Source organism: Reichenbachiella carrageenanivorans (genome assembly GCF_025639805.1).
Taxonomy (GTDB): domain Bacteria; phylum Bacteroidota; class Bacteroidia; order Cytophagales; family Cyclobacteriaceae; genus Reichenbachiella; species Reichenbachiella carrageenanivorans.
The window spans coordinates 1,855,168-1,869,837 of the sequence record NZ_CP106735.1 but is presented as its reverse complement, the minus strand read 5'-3'; the positions used below and the strand labels follow the sequence as shown (position 1 = coordinate 1,869,837).

11 protein-coding genes and 2 tRNA genes are annotated in these 14,670 nt (G+C 40.2%); 3 read left to right on the top strand and 10 right to left on the bottom strand.

Annotation, left to right across the window (positions count from 1 at the left end; translation table 11 throughout):
- Nucleotides 1-734: 734 nt before the first annotated feature.
- From N7E81_RS07585 to N7E81_RS07565, 5 genes are all read right to left on the bottom strand, one after another.
- Nucleotides 735-1,334 carry a hypothetical protein gene (locus tag N7E81_RS07585; RefSeq protein ID WP_263052687.1) on the bottom strand — a complete coding sequence of 200 codons (600 nt, stop codon included), beginning with the start codon at nucleotides 1,332-1,334 and terminating at the stop codon, nucleotides 735-737.
- 3 nt (nucleotides 1,335-1,337) lie between these two features.
- Nucleotides 1,338-1,487, bottom strand: a complete 150-nt coding sequence (locus tag N7E81_RS07580) for a hypothetical protein (protein WP_263052686.1) — start codon at nucleotides 1,485-1,487, stop codon at nucleotides 1,338-1,340.
- A 239-nt stretch (nucleotides 1,488-1,726) separates the two neighbouring features.
- Nucleotides 1,727-1,810: transfer RNA gene (locus N7E81_RS07575), tRNA-Leu, on the bottom strand.
- Nucleotides 1,811-1,974: 164 nt separating this feature from the next.
- Nucleotides 1,975-2,050: transfer RNA gene (locus N7E81_RS07570), tRNA-Gly, on the bottom strand.
- 159 nt (nucleotides 2,051-2,209) lie between these two features.
- The gene (locus N7E81_RS07565) at nucleotides 2,210-2,704 is read right to left on the bottom strand and encodes a PaaI family thioesterase (RefSeq protein WP_263052685.1); all 495 of its coding nucleotides are present in this window, start codon (nucleotides 2,702-2,704) and stop codon (nucleotides 2,210-2,212) included.
- Between the two features lie 30 nt (nucleotides 2,705-2,734).
- On the opposite strand from N7E81_RS07565, the gene N7E81_RS07560 reads away from it, so the two are divergent.
- Nucleotides 2,735-2,875, top strand: coding sequence for a hypothetical protein (locus tag N7E81_RS07560; protein ID WP_263052684.1), 141 nt, complete (start codon nucleotides 2,735-2,737; stop codon nucleotides 2,873-2,875).
- A 236-nt stretch (nucleotides 2,876-3,111) separates the two neighbouring features.
- Here the strand turns inward: N7E81_RS07560 and N7E81_RS07555 are convergent, their stop codons facing one another.
- Together N7E81_RS07555 and N7E81_RS07550 are read right to left on the bottom strand one after the other, a co-directional pair.
- Nucleotides 3,112-3,639 (bottom strand): hypothetical protein, encoded by a 528-nt coding sequence (locus N7E81_RS07555; protein ID WP_263052683.1) that lies wholly within the window; start codon nucleotides 3,637-3,639, stop codon nucleotides 3,112-3,114.
- Between the two features lie 94 nt (nucleotides 3,640-3,733).
- Entirely contained in the window at nucleotides 3,734-6,142 is a 2,409-nt protein-coding gene (locus tag N7E81_RS07550) for a bifunctional UDP-N-acetylmuramoyl-tripeptide:D-alanyl-D-alanine ligase/alanine racemase (RefSeq protein ID WP_263052682.1), read from the bottom strand.
- 194 nt (nucleotides 6,143-6,336) lie between these two features.
- On the opposite strand from N7E81_RS07550, the gene N7E81_RS07545 reads away from it, so the two are divergent.
- A complete protein-coding gene (locus N7E81_RS07545) occupies nucleotides 6,337-9,267 on the top strand; it encodes a DEAD/DEAH box helicase (protein WP_263052681.1) in 2,931 nt (976 codons plus the stop codon).
- Here the strand turns inward: N7E81_RS07545 and N7E81_RS07540 are convergent.
- Complete coding sequence (locus tag N7E81_RS07540) at nucleotides 9,264-10,049, bottom strand: hypothetical protein (protein WP_263052680.1); 786 nt, start codon at nucleotides 10,047-10,049, stop codon at nucleotides 9,264-9,266. The genes N7E81_RS07545 and N7E81_RS07540 overlap by 4 nt on opposite strands.
- 208 nt (nucleotides 10,050-10,257) lie before the next feature.
- Between N7E81_RS07540 and N7E81_RS07535 the strand changes: the two genes are divergently transcribed.
- Nucleotides 10,258-11,667: an aldehyde dehydrogenase family protein gene (locus tag N7E81_RS07535; RefSeq protein ID WP_263052679.1), complete on the top strand. Its 1,410-nt coding sequence runs from the start codon at nucleotides 10,258-10,260 to the stop codon at nucleotides 11,665-11,667.
- Nucleotides 11,668-11,674: 7 nt separating this feature from the next.
- Here the strand turns inward: N7E81_RS07535 and N7E81_RS07530 are convergent, their stop codons facing one another.
- Together N7E81_RS07530 and htpG are read right to left on the bottom strand one after the other, a co-directional pair.
- Nucleotides 11,675-12,493 carry a toxin-antitoxin system YwqK family antitoxin gene (locus N7E81_RS07530; RefSeq protein WP_263052678.1) on the bottom strand — a complete coding sequence of 273 codons (819 nt, stop codon included), beginning with the start codon at nucleotides 12,491-12,493 and terminating at the stop codon, nucleotides 11,675-11,677.
- Nucleotides 12,494-12,644: 151 nt separating this feature from the next.
- On the bottom strand, nucleotides 12,645-14,528 hold the full coding sequence (htpG, locus tag N7E81_RS07525) for a molecular chaperone HtpG (protein ID WP_263052677.1): 1,884 nt from the start codon (nucleotides 14,526-14,528) through the stop codon (nucleotides 12,645-12,647).
- Nucleotides 14,529-14,670 lie beyond the last annotated feature (142 nt).

The following is a 14,670-nucleotide window of genomic DNA, read 5'->3' as shown; positions in this document are numbered from 1 at the left end:
GTATTTTTTGAGTACATTGAAATACCTACCACTGGAAGAAGAAAAGAGACGCGATTGTTCGACGAGATAAAAACAAGTGTCAGAAGTGTGGGAAAGTTGGCACTGTAACGATCAATGAAGATGGAAAACAACTTACCAATCTTCTAGTGCAGAAAATATTATTAGACAAGATGGGTTAAATACCCAAAACCAATAATCAAAACTCATGACAAACCTATTTTACTTAATGTTCATCACAAGCGATACAGATACAATACACAACCTTGGGATTACTCAGATGTCGAGTTGATTACACTTTGTGTTTCCTGCCATATGAAAGAACATGGTTTATCCGATTCAATTGAGCAAAAATATTCAGAGCATATCAATAGTATCAAAGAGTGCACAAGATGCTCTGATCAAGGGTACCTTCAGAAATACAATTACAATTGGATGGGCATTTGTTTTTATTGTGCTGGGAATGGATGTATTATTGAGTACAAATCACAACCAGTATAAATTTCACACTGAAAATTAACTAGTGGCGCCCACTAGCTAAAAAGTTTAACACACAGCCAACAATGTCCAGTTTTTTATTTAATAAACTGGACATTTTAACACTTCTGTTCTACAGAATTTTTCATTTTTTGCACCTCAGACTCTAATTTGATAAAGAATTCCAATTGTCACGTTTGAAAAATCCATATACAGGTTATTTTCAATTACACTAGTTGCCTTCTGTAGGATATACAATTTCACAAATGAGGATTATACTTTTCAATTGGTTGAGGTAGAAAATACCCTCGAATGCATTTAGGATTGCGAACGCAGATTTGAATGTGATTTTTTTGAGTAATTGTTGTCCCGTCATACACAGGATCGCCTTCTTCAAAAGCACCTCTTACGGTATCAAATTTATTGAAATTATTTTCTTCATTAATTCCATGAATATATTCTATTACTGCCCTATCTAAAAACCTTGCAGCATAGTTCTTATTTTTCGGCATTTCCAGTCCTGCTAACTGAGTAGTTTTTTTCAGCCCTTTATACCCCTTTTTGAGAAGCTTCACTCCCCCTGACGTTGGTAAATTCCAGCAACTCTTCAAATCTATAATTGCTCCTATAACGAATGGGGTTTTAATCTTGCCTTTAGCAAATTGAGCATCAGTAGCAACATCTTGTGCATATGACAAAGCCATAAAGGCATCATGTTCCCAAAAGTACATGCCTTCCCCTAACCAGTCCCAACTATTAGTACTTGGATTTAGAGTTTGTTTACCATTAAGGATTTTGAGAGCTACATCTTTGTCACATCCATGGAAACCAAGGACAAAGGATGGCAATGAGCCATACATGTTTTAGGATTTGTACGCCTTGGTCAGTTTTCCAGACTTCGTGGCAATCCCAGTCTTCTGTAAAAAAATTAGTGCACTGGCCTTAGATTGGTTTACCTGCTTGATCCCCCGATCAATTGATTTAACTGTCTCTTGAAATTTCTTGCTGTCCATGATCTAGTGTTTGAGGTGTAAGTATGATTATCAGGTATTGAATTAAGCAATATTAACACATTTTGTACTGCTATTACAAAAAAAATATACCAGCTATATTAGCGTAGCACGATAGAAACAATCATTTAATAAGTGGCTCAATTCATCAACAAAAAATATTTGAAAAAAGTTTTGCCGCCAAAACCGACACCATAAAAACACAAAACCCCTGACAATCAGAAGATTACCAAGGGTTTATGTGCCAGAAGTGGGACTTGAACCCACACGACTCGAAAGTCACAAGATTTTAAGTCTTGCGTGTCTACCGATTCCACCATTCCGGCATGTTCGTCTTGAATATTTCAAAGATGAACTGCTTACATCAGAAACCAAAGTAAGCAAGGTCTTTCCTAGACATTTTCTAAGAGATAAGCGTGAATTGGATACAAAAAAAGTGTATGCGCGATGCTTCTGCACCTTCTCACTCACATACACTCTCACACTCAATTGGAGCGAAAGACGAGGTTCGAACTCGCGACCTCCACCTTGGCAAGGTGGCGCTCTACCAGCTGAGCTACTTTCGCTTTTTACTAACCCTGTTGGTTAATGGACTGCAAAGATAGATAGCCACTTTAATTTATCAACTCTTTCGCTAAAAAAATTATAAAATATTTTCACTCATCTACCCCATCCAACCCAAACACACTGATTAACAGACGCATACCATACACCCGAGATTCTCCTTAAGATTTAAACACATTATTATCATCACTTTGGCTACTATCATAAACACGAAGCCCTATGACTTCCGCTTCTGCTGTTTTTTCTCCTAAACAATAAAAATCACAATGCATTACCGTTTTTCGCCCCTTTACCTCTACTACACGAGCTCGAAGCTCAACAGGGTGATTATTAGAGGTGGGGCTTAGGTACTTCACATTGAGCGTCCCGGTAGCATACCTGTACTCTGGGGGAGTATTCAGCTCACGCCCTTCAGCCTTGTAGGCCTGCGCCATGGCTGTACCCATACAATGGCAGTCAATCAATGTAGCTATGATCCCCCCGTTCATCAGGTTTGACCAACCATGATACTGCTCTTTAGATTGCCAGTGACATACCGCCACCTCTCCTTCCCAATAGCTCTTTACATGAAGCCCTTGGTCGTTATTAACCCCACAACCAAAGCATACATTCTCTGGCATATAATCTTGAAAATACTTTTTGTTTATCAAATTCATTAAATTTCATTTTGGGTATCTTAAACTAAGATGGATAGAACAGATAAAAAAAAGAAGCTGAAAACTAAAAAAGAAAAGGCTCTTGCAAAAAAGCCCAACGAGGATAAAACAAAAACGTCCGAAGGAATTCCGGACGTTGATTTTAAAAAATTTCTAGGGTGTGGTGGCTAGATATTAAACCATCACCAGCAAAAATGCCACCAGCAAAAATGCCCATACAATGACATAAGTCTTTAGTATTTGAGCCCTAACTTTCTCCATAGCTGACATCGTAATACATTAAGGTATAACACAAATTTTATCCTATGCAAGATACGATATAGCCCCTTTGAGGGCAATTCGTAGATACACCTAAAATGATATTGCGCTATTTGCGTAATGCTTAGCACATCAACCTATAAAATTGTTTAATCCAGCACAATGCGCTTAGTCAGCTTAGTTTTTAGCACATAGTTCAGATCTTGCGCAATTACATTGGGCATGATCAAGTTATCTTCGGTTTCAAACCGGCCTTCTATCATTGAATGATTACCCCTTGCACATCCATACAAGAAATACCCATTGATCACCATATCATTAAACACAATATCAGCCTTGGCCATATATTGATTCTCCCCCTTTTTAGCCGCTTCGTAGACATTGATCACGATCATATCTACACCGCTATGATCCAATGATTGAAATACTCGCTTGTTGATTTTATAAACAGGCTCTACATGTGCCGTAAAAGATAGGTTTTCCAACTTCTGATCTGGTATTTTGAAATCCGTAAATTGCCAATGAGTGAAGACCAATAAAGGCTCATCCCTCATGTTAAGTGTCAGCTCGCTAGTGACTGGCTCTGCCACAAAACTAGACAGTGTCAGTAGGCAAACAACTCCACATGCACTAGACAGCATGTGTTTTTTCGATAAATATGCCTTTATGTTTTTCATTGCAGTGTACTTAGGTTAGTATACCTCTATACTCTGCAAGTTATGGGACTACCCAAAGGCACTCAATACGGAATTTTACGTATCCAAAAGTGCGTCATTCACTTAAAAATACCCTTTTCACTCTCTGACTCACATTGGTTAAAATTTCATACGGAATAGTTTTAATCCACTCCGCCAAAGCGCTAATAGTCGGTTTTTCGCCAAATACAACTACTTCATCACCAGATTTTACAGATACGCCCGTCACATCTACCATGGTCATATCCATGCAGACATTACCGATCGTAGGCACCAGCTGGCCATTGATTAGCATCTGACCAATGCCATTGCCAAACGCACGCAAATAACCGTCGGCATAGCCAATCGGAATAATGGCAATCGTTGTGTCCTTTTTGGCAAACCCACTTCTACCATAACCTATAGACTCTCCCGCTGGTATCTTTTTGACCTGAGATACGTTGCACTTGAGCGAACTCACAATCTTCAACTGCCCCTGCTCGGTCTGAGTAGGATCAAATCCATGCAAACCAATCCCCAATCGCACCATGTCGAAATGCAGCTCTGGGTAACTGGCAATTCCTCCAGTGTTTACGATATGCTTCATAGGCTTATACCACAAGCTTTCCATAATGACACTACTCATCCTTTCAAAACGTGCTGCTTGCTGCTTGGTAAAATCCGCATGCCGAGGGTCGTCGCTACCAGCTAGATGACTGAAAATGCTTTTTACTTTTAGGTGCTTATTGAGTTTGAGCTGCTCAATCAACCGCTGCAGATTAGATTCAGTAAATCCCAATCTATTCATCCCTGTTTCTAATTTGATATGTATAGCTGGCAGGTCTTGCATATTTTCATAATAATCCAGAAAATCAATCAACTGATCCAGACTGTAAATTTCTGGTTCGAGATTGTATTCTTTCAATAACCGAAAAGAAGTGGGTGATACATTCATTATCATAATTGGAATATGAATGCCGTTTTTCCTCAACTCCACTGCCTCGTCGGCATAAGCCACACCGAGATAATCTACCTTGTGAAACTGCAGTAAATTGGCAATTTCAAAATTACCCCCTCCATACGCCAATGCTTTCACCATTACCATGATCTTGGTCTGTGGCTGCAGCTTGCTGCGATAGTAATTGAGGTTATGAATCAGGTGCTCCAAGTTTACTTCCAAAATGGTGCCATGCGCCTTTTGCTCTAGGTTATTTACGATGAGTTCAAACTCAAAATCCCTAGCTCCTTTCACTAATACGATCTCATCATTTGGCGAATAGCCTGCTGCTAAAAATTCCTCTGTAGAGGAATAAAACTGTGCTGAAACATGAAATTGAGCACTACTCTGATTGATCTCCTCTCCTATACCTATGAATTTTTGAATGTTGTTTTTTTGTAACAGATCATTCACACGTTGATACAATTGCTCATTAGAAAGACCTGTCTGATACAAGTCAGAAAGGATAACTGTCTTTTTTGCGCGCTGATTTTGACGACCTAAAAAATCGAGTGCTACTTCTAATCCATACAAGTCATTGTTGTAAGTATCATCGATCACATAGGATCTATTAATGGCTTGCTTCATTTCCAAGCGCATTTTGATCGACGACAGTCGATTGAGTCTGAGCTGAATAAACCCTTGGTCATAGCCCAATAATGCCAATGTAGCCGCACAATGCATGACATTCTCTACCGAAGCAGGATCGTCATACTTTAAATAAAAAGTAAAGGTTTTTTGAAGCACATCCATGACATACTTTTTACCTTTTTGTTCTTTGATCTGCCACGGGACAAGTACCGTCTGCTCAGATACTGCGGCTTTCAAAACTTGATCCACCAACGTATGATCCGCACAATAGACTACCTGCTGCACATGTGCAAAAAGCTTGGCCTTTTCAGCTGCCTTTTCTGTCAAATTCTCAAAACCTGCGTTATGCGCTTCTCCAAGATTAGTAAATATCCCAAGGGTCGGCTGAATGACTTGCTCCAAACGTGCCATTTCACCCGTTTGAGAAATACCCGCCTCGAAAATACCTAGATTGTGGTGCTCTCCCATAGCCCAAACAGACAGCGGCACGCCCAACTGCGAGTTATAACTTTTGGGACTTTTCACAATATCAAACTGATCGTCCAGCATTTGAGCCAACCACTCTTTTACAATAGTCTTACCATTGCTCCCTGTGATCCCAATCACAGGGTAATTGTATGCGATTCTGTGCATTTTGACTAACGCCTGCATAGCCACTATAGCATCTGTCACAAGGAAATACGAAGCGTCAGATTTCATTTTCACTTTTTGCTCTACAACAAAAAGCCTCACCCCTTTTTCGTAAGCATCATTAATGAATTGGTGGCCATCATGATTCTGACCTGCAATGGCAAAAAATACGACACCAGACCTAATGGCGATTTGTCGAGAATCGAACGCCAATCCCTGAATATTTATATCCAATGGCAATTGCAACATTTCCCCTACACAACCCTTATTCAATTCACTAAACTTCATAAAATTTCCAATTAAAAAGATAAATTCGCCTGTCATCTATCAGCAGGTCAGGCGATCTAAATTACATACAAATTTTGATAAAAATCGAATCGATTTTTTCATCGTTTTCTCTTTATACTTACCTCATTTCGCTTAACTTGCGAAGTTTAGTCCATTAAGAATTATCATTAGATTGACCTTTTCCCTTAGTCAACATGAAAGTATCTCCAAGTCAGCCTTTTCAAATCATATACACCCTATTTGAGCACCAATATCTGGGCTATTTATTCGAATCATTCGTGATTCAATTAGACAGCGAAGGTCGACTGACCTTTTCTCACCAAAACATATCAGCGAAGAATGCTAAGGAATTTGACAATGGCTTAGATAAAAACGATTACGAACTGATCAAGATCATGGACTCCATGCAACCTGATATAGTCGCAAAAAAATACGACAAGAAAAAAATGAAACCCGATGAGTTTTTCTTGAAGTGCTTCGATGATCAAACGGGAGACGAACACGCCCAGCAAGAAATCAAAAACTACGTAGAGCGCAGGCGGGCTCAGATCATGCCTCTCATGCATGGCAAGCGGCTCTTCGAAATGGGCAATGATGGCGAACCTGCTTGGAAAGAAATAGAAGTGCTCAACGACAAAGCCACGGTCTTGTTTCACTTCCGTAGAAATGAAGAAAACACCCACTACTTCCCTACAATCAAGCACCAAGAAGAAAAGGTAGATTTTCAATACAAGGGCGCATATATTCTCTGCAACGACCCTGCCTATATTGTGATAGAAAAAAAGCTCTACAGTTTCGAAAAAAATGTAGATGCCAATAAACTCAAGCCATTTTTAAACAAGAAATTCATAGCGATCCCTCGCAAAATTGAAGATAATTATTATCACAAATTTGTAGCGCCATTGGTAGCCTCTTTCGATGTCTATGCCAAAGGCTTTGACATCAAAACAGAAACCACAGAACTCAAACCACTACTCTACTTCTCTGAACTGGCCTCCAATGGTCAGTCGATGGATCTTTTTAATAGCAATGGAAAACACACCACTATTGTAGAGGATTCTAAAATTCTCTTCGAACTAAAATTCAACTACGGGGATCACAACTACAGCGCAGATCAGATCAAAGATGTAAGTGTACATGTAGAGAAAGAAGAAGATCACTACACCTTTCATCGGATCAAAAGAAACCTAGAAAAAGAGAAAAAATTCGTTTCCTTCCTCAATGAAACTGGACTCCCTCTCAAGCACGCTAGGTCTACCATGGATACTGCCAAGGCCTTCTCTTGGATACAAAGCACAAAAAAATTACTAGAAGACTCAGGTATCGTGCTCAAACAAAATGGTAAAGGAGAGAAAAAATATTTCTTGGGCAAGTCCGAAATGACCGTCGAAATCAAAGAAAATATTGATTGGTTCGACATTCATGCCATCATTAAGTTTGGTGATTTCGAAATTCCATTCCACATCATTCGAAACTATATTCTGAAAAAGAAGCATGAAATAGAGCTCCCTAATGGCGAAATCGCCGTAATACCTGAAGAGTGGTTTACCCAATATGCAGAGTTGATGGCATTTTCTAATGAGGGAGAAGAAGAGTCTCTACAACTACAGAAACATCACATCTCCTTGGTCAAAGACCTCAACGAGTCTAACCTGGCTCACTTGCAACTTTCACGCAAACTAGAGCGATTAAGAGACTTTGACACCATTGGCGATTATGATATGCCAAAAGGATTCAAGGGTGAATTGAGACCGTACCAAAGAGCTGGGTTCAATTGGATGCGATTTCTCAACGAATACCGCTTGGGCGGCTGTCTGGCCGACGACATGGGTCTAGGTAAAACGGTACAGACACTTGCGCTGCTGCAATCTGTGCATCAAGACAACGACAATGGCACCAGCCTTCTAGTAATGCCTACTTCATTGATCTACAACTGGGAGAAAGAATCCGAAAAGTTTACCCCCCAACTGAAAATGTTGAATTACACGGGAGTAAAAAGAAACAAAGACATTAAACAATTTGCCAAGTATGACTTAGTGGTTACTTCTTATGGCCTTATCAGACAAGATATAGACCTGCTAGCAGAATTTCATTTCAACTACATCATCCTCGATGAATCTCAAGTTATTAAAAATCCAGAATCCAACATTTCGAAATGTGTTCGTGATTTGAACTCTTCGTTCAAATTGATTTTGACAGGTACCCCTATCGAAAATACAACCATGGATCTGTGGTCTCAAATGACATTTTTAAACCCTGGGCTCTTAGGTGGAAAAACCTTTTTCAAGAATCAGTTTCAACTACCTATTGAAAAGAAAAATGACGAAGAAAAAACCAAGAAGCTATATACAATCATCAAACCTTTTTTGCTCAGAAGACACAAATCCCAAGTGGCTACTGATCTACCAGAAAAGATAGAAAACATCCGATACTGCACCATGTCGGAGGCGCAGGAAGAAGCTTATGAAAAAGTGAAATCTGCCTACCGAGACAAGATCATGCATGAGATAGAAGCAGGGGGTATTGGCAAGTCACAATTCATGATATTACAGGGACTGACCAAGTTGCGACAAATAGCCAACCACCCATTCCTTGCGGATGATGAGTACACTGGAGATTCTGGTAAACTAGAAGATATCAGCCACATGCTCCAAAATGCGATCAACAAGAATCACAAGATTTTGGTCTTTTCGCAGTTTGTAAAACACCTCAAAATAGTCAGTAAATACCTAGATGATAATAAGATCAAATACTCCTACCTCGATGGGAGCACAAAAGACCGTCAGAAAGAAGTAGAAAATTTCCAAAGCGATAAACAAATCAAAGTGTTTTTGATCTCTCTCAAAGCTGGCGGGCTCGGCCTCAACCTAACCGAGGCCGAATATGTATTTCTATTGGACCCATGGTGGAATCCAGCGATAGAAGCACAAGCGATCGATAGAGCACATCGAATAGGTCAGAAAAACAAAGTGTTTACTTACCGATTTATTACGAAAAATACAGTGGAAGAAAAGATTTTGCAACTACAGCAAAACAAACAAAAACTCGCAGATGATTTGATTACAACAGAAGAGAGCTTTGTAAAAACACTAACCAAGGATGATATCTCAGGGTTATTAGATTAATCCTCGAAGGCCGCCGCAAACATAAAGGCACTCGCTCCTTTAATTCTCGGCGTAGGATAGATTCCTTGGGCAATAATGATCATTCGATAAGCATCTCGCAGATCGTTATTGTTAAAATGCTTGAGTGCCTGATTGTAATAGTGCAAACCCGCTAGCTGACGCAAGTCCACAACATTGTCTATATAAGTGGCCCCTTGAAGGTCTACATCATCGCTGGCCAAACCTGACATAGCGAGTTTGGTATTGATCCGGATAGACTCTTCATTAACAAACATTCTCCTTTCCGCTATCTCTTTAGGCTCCCATGCAAAACCATTTAGCGGGTCTGTAGATTCAAATAAATATTCTTTACCCCCTGCAAAGGCAACCAGATACACATGATAATCCGTTTCATGCACTTCATAACTGACGCCCAATTCATCCAATACCAAAGCAAACATAGCAGTACCCGTAACACAATCGTATTTTTTCTCCTTCTTAAAAATTTCACTGAACGTGACATACTGCTCGTATTCACCTAACATTTTACGGTGCACAGTATAGAATACATGTTTTAAAAAAGCAGCATCCGATTTGTACAATTTTTGCTTCTCTTTGAGCTTCGTCAATAGCACGGCATAGTTTTGCTCGTAGGCCAAAACCTCTTCTGGAGAGAGGTCATCGAACTCTGATCTAATAAATAATCCAAGCTTCGTATCACTAGACAAATACTTGTCACCCGTGGCCTGCGAGGTCGTCGCATGCAAGGTCAAAAGTACCAGTCCAATGAGGATTTTTTTCATATTGATTTACTCATGTATTAAATGTTACTTTAATATTACGTTATTGTTACTAAAAAGACTAGCAAAAAACAGCCTTTTAGGATAATGGAAAGGGTTTTAGGTGAAAAATACGTTTTTTACCTATTAAAATCAGTGGCAAAAGTCAATTCCGAAATAAATCTGGCTAGTCTTCATTATCTTTCTCAACCAGAATTAAACACACCCCCAAATGGCAAATCAGTTCCAAACCATTTTTGATCTTCATAAAAAAAAGAGCTTAGAGCTACGCACCGAATCTCTAGAGCATCGCCGAAAACGGCTAAAATCCTTGAAGACCTGGATACTAAACAATAAGGAGAAAATTCGCGCCGCACTGCATGCCGATCTGCGCAAATCAGACACAGACACGGACATCACCGAAATATTCACGGTCACTACAGAAATCAACGATGCACTAAGCCATTTAAACAGCTGGGCACGACCCAAACGGGTTTCGCCTGGCATGACTTATCTCGGCACCTCTGCCAAAATACAACCCGAGCCTAAAGGTGCTTGTCTCATCATTGCCCCTTGGAATTTTCCATTCAACCTAGTAGGCAGCCCACTGGTGTCATGTATCGCCGCTGGCAACACAGCTATACTCAAACCATCCGAACACACACCCGTCACTTCCCAACTCATCCAAGAAATGGTAGAAGACGTTTTCGAGCCTAGCCTCGTCACAGTGATACAAGGAGGCATACCCGAAACATCCGCTCTACTGGAGCTACCCTTCGATCATATCTTTTTCACTGGCAGTACGCAAGTAGGCAAGATTATCATGGCAGCTGCGGCCAAAAACCTCAGCTCTGTCACCTTAGAACTTGGCGGAAAGTCTCCCGTAATCATAGACGAAACAGCCAATCCAGACGATGCTGCTAAAAAAATCGTTTGGGGCCGATTCACCAACAACGGTCAGACCTGTATCGCACCAGATTATATTTTTATCAGCGACAAGGTAAAAGACTCATTTGTGGCGTCTGCCAAAAAATATATAGCACAAATGTTTGACAGTAAAAGTGAAGGAATGGCTCATACTCATGACTACTCTCGACTCGTGAATGAAAGCCATGCCCATAGGCTGGTAGACATGCTAAAAGAAGCTTTAGATTCGGGAGCCAAGGTGGAGTTTGGTGGCGATCACAACGCCGCAGAAAAATACATCGAACCCACCTTACTATCTAATATAGATGAAACTAACCGCCTCTGGCAAGAAGAGATTTTCGGGCCGATCATGCCTATGAAGGTGTATCATGATATGAATCAGGTCATCGACCATATTAACCAAAATGACAAGCCGCTCTCGCTCTATCTCTTCACCAAAAGCAATCGCATGAAAAAAAGAATCGGCAGCGCTACTTCAGCTGGCACCATGGTGATCAACGATGTGGTGGTACAATATGCTCACCCTAACCTACCTTTTGGTGGGGTAAATCATAGCGGTATAGGCAAGTCTCACGGGCGGTTTGGGTTTATGGAGTTTTCCAATCTAAAATCTGTGCTCCATCAGCGTATAGGCCTGACCAATGCACTGCTATTTTATCCCCCTTACAGTGGATTTAAAAAATGGGCTGTCAATTTTTTAATCAAGTGGTTTTAGCAAAAGCTTACTCTTTTCGCTCGTAGATGAGCTTGCCTCGGTTGTCCCACTCACGAATAATGTATGGCTTAAATTCATCATCGAATGGGTCTTTTGAATAAACGACCTCTCGCTTTCTGCGATTTCTGATATCATAATATTCTCGCCAGAGCCCCACTTTGTGATCAAAGTGATATTCTCCTACAGCTGCTATGTTTCCGCTTTTATGAAACGCGTAATAATTACCTTCCTTCTCCCCAAAGTGCACTGGGATGATCTCTTCAAGTTCCTTTTTCTCTTTGTTGTGATAAGCCACGAGCGACTCTTTGGGCCAGCCCTTGTAGTATTTTTCTTTGGATTGTAGGATGTTGTATTTGTTCCAAGATGACCACCGGCCATGCTTAGTCCCCATAAAAAATATCCCTTCCTCGATTACCTGATCTCCAACCATCTTCTTGTATGGACCATGTAGGATACCCGCATTGGGCTTATCTACTTTTCTAGAGTTAATTATTTTTCTTTTTCTATAGTCATACCAATACACGTCTCTTACATATGGCAGAGGATCCTCATAGGTCTTCAATACTGTAAATAGTTCCGTCACTGTATTACCTCCAAAGCCCTGACGAGTAAAGCCTTTCCGCGTTTTCTTACCATAAAACACATTACGCTTAGGTTTCTTCTTTTTAATCTCAATGACATCTTCTGGATCTTTAGCATCAAGATCCACGGTCAGTGGTTTTTCATATTGCGTCTCAAAAGCATCGTCTTCGGAATAGTCTTGACCTACGACCACCGTTAGGGGAGTCAGCAGTAAAAAGAATAGACTATATTTAATGATGTGCATCGTCATATAATTATGGTACGAAGTGTTTTTTGATTCGTTGCCAAATCCAAAGCTATAAAGATGCGTGGAAATAAAAAACATTGAATTGCTAGCAATAAAAATAGCCGTGAGTTTTCACCCACGGCTATCATATTATTTCATGATCTCCTAATTACTCAGCACTAATGGCTACAGATCGCTTGATAAAACTAGTCAAAGCTGCTCCTTCTAGCAAGCCCTGCGACAAGAGCGCTAGGTCATATGCCTGACGAGCCAGTTGCTCATTGTTTTCTGTCTTCAATATCTTCGCAATCAACGGGTGGTTGGCATTTACTGCCACGGTATACTGATCTGGCATATCGCCCATCATCATCATACCGCCACCTCCTTGCTTCTGCATATCCTTCATTCTACGCATAAACTCAGGCATGGTCACGATCACTGGCATATCATCCGCCGCCAACGATTCCACATTTACTGTAGAGTTTTTGTCATCGATAGCCTTTTCGAAAAGCGTCTTGGCAGTTTCTTTTTCTTTGTCTGAAAGTACAGATTCTACCTTTTCATCTTTGTCAATCAGTTTGTCTACCGTCTCTGCATCTACACGTTTCAATTGCGTCTTTTCCAATTTGTGCTCTAGCGTGCCAATGAAATGGCTATCCAACGGCCCATCAAACTTCAACACATCATACGTTTTGTTTTTGACAGACTCGATGAATGCATGCTGCTTTGCTGGATCTGTAGCATACAAGTAGACTAAGTTGTCGTCTTTGTCTTTTTGAAGAACTGAAACTTTTTCTTTGTACTCATCGAAAGTAAAGCACTCTCCATCTGTGTTTTGTAACAACGCAAAGTCTTTGGCTTTGTCGTAAAACTTCTCATCGCTGAGCATGCCGTACTTCACAAACAAACCAATATTGTCCCACTTGTCTTCAAAAACTTTTCTGTCTTTTTTGAACAGCTCAGACAATTTATCGGCCACTTTTTTGGTAATGTAAGTGTTGATTTTCTTTACTGCACCGTCGGCCTGCAAGAAGCTTCTAGACACATTGAGAGGAATGTCTGGAGAGTCTATCACACCATGTAGCAGCATCAAAAATTCAGGCACTACATCTTTCACTTCGTCAGTGATAAACACTTGGCGTGAATACAATTGTATTTTATTTTTCTGCAGCTCTAATTCATTTTTTACCTTAGGGAAATAAAGTACCCCTGTAAGGTTGAATGGGTAATCTACATTCAAATGAATCCAGAATAATGGCTCTTCTGAGAATGGGTACAACTCTCTATAAAATGCCAAGTAATCTTCATCTTTAAGCTCTGAAGGAGACTTTGTCCATAGAGGAGAAGGATTGTTGATGATGTTGTCCTTCTTTACAGTCTTGTATTGAGGCTTACCATCTTTGTCTTCACCATCCTTTACACTTTCGTCTTTCTCACCAAATTTGATCTCTACAGGTAAAAACTTGCAATACTTCGTCAAGATGCCTTGCAGCCTGGCTTGATTCAAAAACTCTGCAGACTCCTCGTTGATGTGCAGGATAATATCGGTACCACGCTCAGTTCTGTCTCCTGGTTTGATTTCAAATTCAGTACTACCATCACAAATCCAGTTAGCTGACTCAGCACCTTCTTGATAAGACAATGAATTGATTTCCACTTTGTCTGCCACCATAAATGCAGAGTAAAAACCCAACCCAAAATGACCAATGATTTGCTGCTCGTCGCCTTTGTCTTTGTATTTTTCTACAAACTCCGTTGCTCCTGAAAATGCAATTTGATTGATATATTTTTTGATTTCATCAGCCGTCAGCCCGATACCCTTGTCAGATATAGTGATGGTTTTCGCTTTTTCGTCAAAACTCACCTCCACTCTCAGTTCGCCCAACTCGCCTTTGTATTCGCCCATACCGGACAGTTGTTTCAGTTTCTGCGAAGCATCTACTGCGTTAGACACTAGTTCTCTCAAGAATATTTCGTGATCAGAGTATAAAAACTTCTTGATGATGGGGAAAATATTCTCGGTATGAATCGAAATATTACCTTTCTCTTGCATGATATATTTTTATTTAATGAATTAAAGTTTGAACGGATTGATCCGATGATGGGCTGTTATCAAACGTCATTCCAAACCGTATAAAAAAGAAATCCGTGACAGGATGTCAGCGGATTAAGATTTTTTGACAGGATAGCGTCTT